At 68.8% G+C, this 7367-nt stretch carries 7 protein-coding genes and 1 tRNA gene; 3 read left to right on the top strand and 5 right to left on the bottom strand.

Annotated elements, in window-relative coordinates:
• Positions 1-447: 447 nt before the first annotated feature.
• Positions 448-521, bottom strand: a tRNA-Gly gene (locus QR77_RS17455).
• Between the two features lie 220 nt (positions 522-741).
• Here QR77_RS17455 and QR77_RS48735 point away from each other — a divergent pair.
• The 3 genes from QR77_RS48735 to QR77_RS17445 all read left to right on the top strand — a co-directional run bounded on the left by QR77_RS48735 (position 742) and on the right by QR77_RS17445 (position 2062).
• Positions 742-933, top strand: coding sequence for a hypothetical protein (locus QR77_RS48735; RefSeq protein ID WP_078876802.1), 192 nt, complete (start codon positions 742-744; stop codon positions 931-933).
• Positions 934-999: 66 nt separating this feature from the next.
• Positions 1000-1575 carry a dCTP deaminase gene (dcd, locus tag QR77_RS17450; protein ID WP_040022793.1) on the top strand — a complete coding sequence of 192 codons (576 nt, stop codon included), beginning with the start codon at positions 1000-1002 and terminating at the stop codon, positions 1573-1575.
• A 7-nt stretch (positions 1576-1582) separates the two neighbouring features.
• Complete coding sequence (locus QR77_RS17445) at positions 1583-2062, top strand: phosphoribosyltransferase (protein WP_040022792.1); 480 nt, start codon at positions 1583-1585, stop codon at positions 2060-2062.
• A gap of 48 nt (positions 2063-2110) precedes the next feature.
• Here QR77_RS17445 and QR77_RS17440 read toward each other — a convergent pair whose 3' ends face one another.
• The 4 genes from QR77_RS17440 to QR77_RS46720 form a co-directional block, all read right to left on the bottom strand.
• The gene (locus QR77_RS17440) at positions 2111-3094 is read right to left on the bottom strand and encodes a Yip1 family protein (protein WP_040022791.1); all 984 of its coding nucleotides are present in this window, start codon (positions 3092-3094) and stop codon (positions 2111-2113) included.
• A gap of 92 nt (positions 3095-3186) precedes the next feature.
• The gene (locus tag QR77_RS17435) at positions 3187-4701 is read right to left on the bottom strand and encodes an FG-GAP and VCBS repeat-containing protein (RefSeq protein ID WP_040022790.1); all 1515 of its coding nucleotides are present in this window, start codon (positions 4699-4701) and stop codon (positions 3187-3189) included.
• Between the two features lie 55 nt (positions 4702-4756).
• Positions 4757-7024 (bottom strand): (Fe-S)-binding protein, encoded by a 2268-nt coding sequence (locus tag QR77_RS17430; RefSeq protein WP_040022789.1) that lies wholly within the window; start codon positions 7022-7024, stop codon positions 4757-4759.
• 25 nt (positions 7025-7049) lie between these two features.
• Positions 7050-7367 (bottom strand): sugar transferase (locus tag QR77_RS46720; RefSeq protein ID WP_160310924.1); only part of this gene is annotated, 318 nt, incomplete at its 5' end.

Genomic DNA, 7367 nt, shown 5'->3' with positions numbered 1-7367 from the left:
GGACGGGGCCCGCGACGAGGCAAGTGGTGCGGAAGTGGTGCGCCGGGCCTGACGCCGGATTGACCGACCGTTCGGGGGCTGCCGTGACGCGGCGTCAGCCCCCGAACCGGAGTATCGCCACGTAGCGTGCTCGGCTCCGTTCGTCTGGCGGCGGGGCTGGGGCGGCCTGAAACGGCTTCTCAGTAGCGGTGTTGGCTGCATGAAGATACTGTGCCGCGATCAAGAGTCGCGACGGTCAGTGATGTCGGGGCGGTCACACGTATGGCGCACGTCACACGAAGTCGGTCTCAGGATTCGAGAATGTGCTCGAACGGATATTCGGCAGGTCTCTGAGGCTTCGCACCGTTGCGCCGATTGACCGCCAGATGTGGTGCGCAAGTGGTGCGCGGCTCTCGAATTGGACTAGACAACAAACAACCCCCGGGCCGCTGGCCTGGGGGTTTGTCGTGGAGCGGGTGACGAGAATCGAACTCGCGCTCTGAGCTTGGGAAGCTCATGTTCTACCATTAAACTACACCCGCGCTGTGAGCCTCTGGGGGCTCGTAGCGGTTCATACTCTACCTCATCGCAGGCCCCGGGATCCGTTGTGACCCTCGGGGTCTGTTCTGTGTTCTGGGGGCGATGTGGGGGGTGGGGGCGGGAGTTGGGGCGTAGCGTGGGCGACGGAGTGCCGGGTGGGGTGGGGTTTCGTTGATCCCCTAATGTGGGCTTTCGTCCGCGTTTGCTTGGGGAAGGGACCCGATGGACTTGATGGCTCGCACCGTCGTCCGATGTGCCGAAGGGCATGTGTTCAGTACTACGTCGTTCCCGATGCAGCAGCTCGACGCCGGGCGGATCGGGCCCGGGCGGCTCATTCGGTGTCCGCGGTGTGCTCGGTTGCGGAGTGCCGTGCCCGTGGAGAGTGTGCAGGGTGTGGAGGTCCGGCGGGGTTGATCCTGGGTAGGGCGTGCGGGCCTGCCCGGTTCAGGTGGGCCCGTGCGTTCTGCGTAAGCTCGGGGCGTGCTTCTCTCTGACAACGACATCCGGGCCGAGCTCGATTCCGGACGCGTGCGCCTCGAACCGTACGACGAGTCGATGGTGCAGCCCTCCAGCATCGACGTGCGGCTCGACCGGTTTTTTCGCGTGTTCGAGAACCACCTCTATCCGCACATCGACCCCGCCGTCGAGCAGGTCGATCTGACGCGGCTCGTCGAGCCCGAGGGCGACGACGCGTTCATCCTGCATCCCGGGGAGTTCGTGCTGGCGTCGACGTACGAGGTCATCTCGCTGCCCGACGATGTCGCCTCCCGGCTGGAGGGCAAGTCCTCGCTGGGGCGCCTCGGGCTGGTGACGCACTCCACCGCCGGCTTCATCGATCCCGGGTTCTCCGGGCATGTGACGCTTGAGCTGTCGAACATGGCGACGCTGCCCATCAAGCTCTGGCCCGGTATGAAGATCGGGCAGTTGTGCCTGTTCCGGCTCAGCTCGCCGGCGCAGTTCCCGTACGGCTCCGAGCGGTACGGGTCGCGCTATCAGGGACAGCGCGGGCCCACGGCGTCGCGGTCGTATCTGAATTTCCACCGGACTCAGGTGTGATGCCGCGATGAACGACGCACGGGAGAATCTTTCGTACGGTACGTTCGGCCGCGCCGTCCGTGAGCTGGCGCAGGCCATCGCCGACGACGGGTACGAGCCGGACGTGGTGCTCAGCATCGCGCGCGGCGGGGTCTTTGTCGCCGGCGGGCTCGCGTACGCGCTGGACTGCAAGAACATCCACCTGGTGAACGTCGAGTTCTACACCGGTGTCGGGACCACGCTGGAGATGCCGGTCATGCTGGCGCCCGTGCCGAACGCCATCGACTTCTCCAACAAGAAGGTCCTCATCGCCGACGACGTCGCCGACACCGGCCGGACGCTGAAGCTGGTGCACGACTTCTGCCGTGAGGAGGTCGCCGAGGTGCGCAGCGCCGTCATATATGAGAAGACGCAGTCGCTCGTGAAGTGCGAGTACGTCTGGAAGCGCACCGACGACTGGATCAACTTCCCCTGGAGCGCCGAGCAGCCCGTCGTGCGGCGGGGGTAGGCGGGAGGGACCGATGTGCCCCTCCCACCCTCGGTCGGAACGCCTCGGTCAGAACGCGCCCAGTTTCAGCAGCGACAGGATCGCGATCAACTGGATCGCCGAAGCGCCCAGCGCCTTCGGCCACGGCAGGTCGTGCGACTTGCTCACCATGGACGTGAACAGCGCCGCCATCCCCGCCCAGGTGATCCAGCCCAGCACCTGCACCAGCGTGTTGTCGCCGCCCAGGAAGACCGCGAAGATCAGGCGCGGGGCGTCCGTGATCGACATGATCAGCATCGACAGGCCCACGGTCGGCTGCCATGCGCCGTCGCCGCCCAACTGGCGGGCGAGCGTGTGGGTCACCACACCCAGGATCAGGCTGCCGATGATGAAGGCCACGGCCGTCGTCAGCATGTACGGGATCGTCGTCGAGAGTGTCGCGTCGATCGCCTGTTCGCGCGCCGTGTCGAAGCCGAACAGCGCCAGCAGGCCGTACACGAACATCACGGTCAGCGCCGGGAGCCAGACCGGGTAGTCGCGCATCCGCAGGAACGTCGCGTTAGGGCGCATGACGATGCCGCTCAGCAGGTCCTTCCAGCCGAGCCGCGGTCCGGTCGGCACCGCGGCCGCACCGGCGTGGTACGTGGCGCCGTCGCCGTACGCGTCCTCGTCGATGCTGAACGCCTGCGTGTTGCCCGGGTTGTCGGCGGCGTACGGGTCGGCCCGCGGCGCAGCGCCCTGGGAGGGGCCGTGCGACTGCTGCGGGTAGGGGTCGCCGAAGTACTCCGGCTCGCCCTGTCCGGCGTACGGGCCGCCGCCCTGTCCGGCGCCGCCCTGGCCGCCGCTCGTGGGCGGCCACTGCTGCTGCCCGTACGGCGACGGGGCGGGGGCAGGGGCCGGCGCCGGGTATCCGGTCCGGCCGTTGCCGCCGTTGCCGCCGTAGCCCGGGGGCGACGCCGGCCGTCCGTACGGCTGCGGTTGCTGCTGCTGCCGTTGCGGGTGTTGTTGCGGGTCGCGGTTGTCCCGGCCGCGTCCGTTCCTGAATCCAGCCACGTCATCGAACGTACCCGCTCCTGACGGGCCGTACGGCAACGGTGGGGGAACGCCAGTGCCTTTGCGGCCGAGCTGTGACATCCCCTAGGGGATCAGTGGGCGAAGTTCGAGCCGAACGCGTCGCCCGGCGCGGATCGCTGTCCCAGCGCCCCCCTGCCGAAGAAGGCGGGGTGCGCCGTGTCGAGACCCGCCGGCGAGCCGCTCAGGATCCGGACGTTGCGGTCGGACGGGCTTTGAGACCCGGCACTCAGGACGAGTTCGTCGGCGCCGTCCCCGTTCGTGTCCAGTTGGGTGGTGCGGACCGCGGCCGCCGTGCCGAAGCCGTCGGCGCCCGGGATCTGCTGGACGCCGTCCGCCGTCAGGCCTTTCGCGCCGCCCCGCAGCACCAGCTCCGTGTACCGCGCGTCCGCCGCGACGCCCGCGGTCTTCAGCGCCGCCCCGAAGGCGACATCGCCGTATCCGTCACCGTTCACGTCGCCCACGCTCGGCGTCCAGCCGAAGGCGCAGTACGCGGTCTCCGCCGAGGCGAGACCCTTCGGCATCCCCGGTGTCCTGTCGTTGATCGTCGTCGGCTTCCTCGTGGTGCTCATCCCGGCGCGGCCTCCGTAGGAGACCGCGATCCGGCCGCCGCCCTCCGGGGTGAAATCCGCTTCCCCGGAGCGCGCGCAGGGCAGTCCGATCACGACGTCCGCGTAGCCGTCCTTGTCCACGTCGGTGGTGAGGGTGTTGTCGCCGTACAAGTCCTCGCCTCGCGCGTCCTTCAGCCACGCCCCCTCGGCCGGTACGCCCGACGCCGTGCCCGGGTACAGGACCGTCGCCTGGGGTACCGGTTCCTCGTCGCTGAAGATGTGCGACAGCGTCACGACGAGATCGTCCTTGCCGTCGCCGGTGACGTCCCCCACACCGGTGACGGCCGCGCTGTAGAACTGCGCCCGGTTGTCCGGCGTGAGGTCGAGCTTCGCCGTACGGCTCGGCTCGCCCGACCGGCTGAGGGGGCCGTACGAGATGACCGCCCCGCTCGGCTCCTCCGGGACGCCCGACCTCTTCACCATCGCCACCAGGTCGGTCTTCCCGTCGCCGTCGAAGTCGCCGGTGAACGGAGCCGTGCCGGTCAGCCTCGCGCCGCCGGACAGCTTGTCCCTGCCGCCCCAGACGACGAAGACCGCGTTGCTGCCCGCCTGCGTGACGAGGTCCGCGTACCCGTCGCCGTCGAGGTCGCCGGTCACGGCGTGCAGGCCGAAGCCCGCGGCCTGCCCGGCCTTACCGAGGCCCAGGCTGTTCTGGGTGATGATCTGGTGCCGGGTGGTGTCCGGGCCTTCGGCGGAACCGGGCAGGACGGCCATGTAACCGGAGGCGTGCACGCCGTCGATCGTGGCCGACGTGTCCGTCACGACCAGGTCGGGCAGCCCGTCGCCGTTGAAGTCGGAGCGGACTCCCGGATGCGCGGGGGCGGCGGGGGCCGGGCGCGGCGAGTGGGCCGTCGACGCCGGGGGTCCGTCGTGGCTGCCTTCCGGCGCTTCCGGCGCCGAGCAGGCCGTCAGGCCCGCCAGAAGCGCCGGGAGCAGCAGGACGGTGCCGATGGTCAGTCGTTTCGCCGAAGTCCCCATAGGGGTTCGACCACCGGCCCGTCCGCATGGTTGTACGAGACGTACGTACCGCGCCCTACTTCACCGGCTCGGGCTCCGGCTGCTGCTCCGACTCCTCCGTGCTCCCCGGGTCCGCCGGTGTCCGTACGGAGTCCAGCAGGAGCTGCGCCACATCCACGACCTGGAGCGACTCCTTCGCCTGGCCGTCGCCCTTCTTGGCGTTGACGGAGTCGGTCAGCATCACCAGGCAGAACGGGCAGGCCGTCGACACGATGTCCGGGTTCAGCGAGAGCGCCTCGTCCACCCGCTCGTTGTTGACGCGCTTGCCGATCCGCTCCTCCATCCACATCCGGGCGCCGCCGGCGCCGCAGCAGAAGCCCCGCTCCTTGTGGCGGTGCATCTCCTCGCTCCGCAGGCCGGGCACGCTCGCGATGATCTCGCGGGGCGGGGTGTAGATCTTGTTGTGCCGGCCCAGGTAGCAGGGGTCGTGGTACGTGATCAGGCCCTCGACCGGGGTGACGGGTACGAGCTTGCCCTCGTCCACCAGGTGCTGGAGCAACTGCGTGTGGTGGATCACCTCGTACTCGCCGCCGAGCTGCGGGTACTCGTTCGCGATCGTGTTGAAGCAGTGCGGGCAGGTCGCGACGATCTTCTTCGACGCCTTGGGCTTCTTCGTCGAGGGGTCCTCGTCATCCTCGCCGTACGCCATGTTCAGCATCGCGACGTTCTCCTGGCCGAGCTGCTGGAACAGCGGTTCGTTGCCGAGCCGCCGGGCCGAGTCGCCCGTGCACTTCTCGTCGCCGCCCATGATCGCGAACTTCACGCCGGCGATGTGCAGCAGTTCGGCGAAGGCCTTGGTGGTCTTCTTCGCGCGGTCTTCGAGGGCGCCCGCGCAGCCGACCCAGTACAGGTAGTCGACCTCGGTGAGGTCCTCGATGTCCTGGCCGACGACCGGCACCTCGAAGTCGACGTCCTTCGTCCACTCCAGGCGCTGCTTCTTCTGCAGCCCCCAGGGGTTGCCCTTCTTCTCCAGGTTCTTGAGCATCGTCCCCGCCTCGCTGGGGAAGGCGCTCTCGATCATCACCTGGTAGCGGCGCATGTCGACGATGTGGTCGATGTGCTCGATGTCGACCGGGCACTGCTCCACGCACGCGCCGCAGGTGGTGCAGGACCACAGCACGTCCGGGTCGATGACCCCGTTCTCCTCCAGCGTCCCGATCAGCGGGCGCTCGGCCTCGGCGAGCGCGGCGGCGGGGACCTGCGCGAGCTGTTCGGGTGTCGCCTTCTCCTCGCCCTCGGCGTTCTTGCCGCCGCCGGCCAGCAGGTACGGCGCCTTGGCGTGCGCGTGGTCGCGCAGCGACATGATCAGCAGCTTCGGGGAGAGCGGCTTGCCGGTGTTCCAGGCGGGGCACTGCGACTGGCAGCGACCGCACTCGGTGCAGGTCGAGAAGTCGAGGAGGCCCTTCCAGGAGAAGTGCTCGATCTGGGAGACGCCGAAGACGTCGTCCTCACCCGGGTCCTCGAAGTCGATCTCCTTGCCGCCGCTCACCATCGGCAGCAGCGGGCCCAGCGCCGTACCGCCGGTGGCGTCGCGCTTGAACCAGATGTTCGGGAAGGCGAGGAAGCGGTGCCAGGCCACGCCCATGTCCGTCTTGAGCGCGACCGTGATCATCCAGATGAAGGACGTACCGATCTTGATCAGCGCGATCAGGTAGACCAGGTTCTGGACGGTGGGGGTGCTGAGCCCCCGGAAGGCGGCGACCAGCGGGTACGAGATGAGGTACGCGGCGCCGTACGCGTCCTGGTGGTGCAGCGCGCCTTCGAGGCCGCGCAGCAGCAGGATGCACAGGCCGATGACGAGGATGACGGCCTCGACGAAGTACGCCTGGCCGAAGTTGGAGCCGGCGAAGCGGGACTTGCGGCCCGCCCGGGTCGGCAGTGAGAGCTGGCGGATGACGATCAGCGTCAGGATGCCGAGCGTCGTCAGTACGCCGATCAGCTCGACGAACACCTCGTACGGCACCCAGTCGCCGATGACCGGCAGCAGCCAGTCGGCCTGGAAGAGCTGGCCGAAGGCGTTGATCAGGGTCAGTACGAGCGTGAAGAAGCCGACGGCGACGAACCAGTGGGCGACGCCGACGACTCCCCACCTGTTCATACGGGTGTGGCCGAGGAACTCCTTGGCGACCGTCAGGGTGCGCTGCGCGGGTTCGTCCGTGCGGGCGCCGGCGGGGACGTCCTGGCCGAGCCGTACGAAGCGGTAGATCTGGGCGACGGCTCGGGCGAACAGCGCTACGCCGACGACGCCGAGTACCAGCGACACGATGATCGCGGCGAGTTGCATGGGGTGGCTCCTCGGGCCTGCGTACTTACCTGCGTACAACCGGGCGTACTAAGCGGTAACTTAAGCGTTCTGTGCTGAGGGTACCCACTTGTCTCGCAGCAATGTAACGGCGCTGTCGGTGATCTGTGTCGCTCAGGGCCACCGGACGTGCCCGGCGGAGCGCGGCCACGGCCCGCAGGACCGCCGGGCGGATGTGCGCGAGGTGCACGGCCGGGAGGGTGCCGGCCAGGATCGCCAGGTCCATGCCGATCCAGTGGTGCTCCACGTAGTGCTGGTCCAGCAGCGCCGCCTCGTCCCACGGCAGCCGCGAGCGCCCCCGCACCTGCGCGAGCCCGGTCAGCCC

The organism is Streptomyces sp. 150FB, assembly GCF_000818195.1.
Taxonomy (GTDB): domain Bacteria; phylum Actinomycetota; class Actinomycetes; order Streptomycetales; family Streptomycetaceae; genus Streptomyces.
Note: the sequence above shows the minus strand (reverse complement) of the source record. Positions and strands in the feature narration are given on the sequence as shown.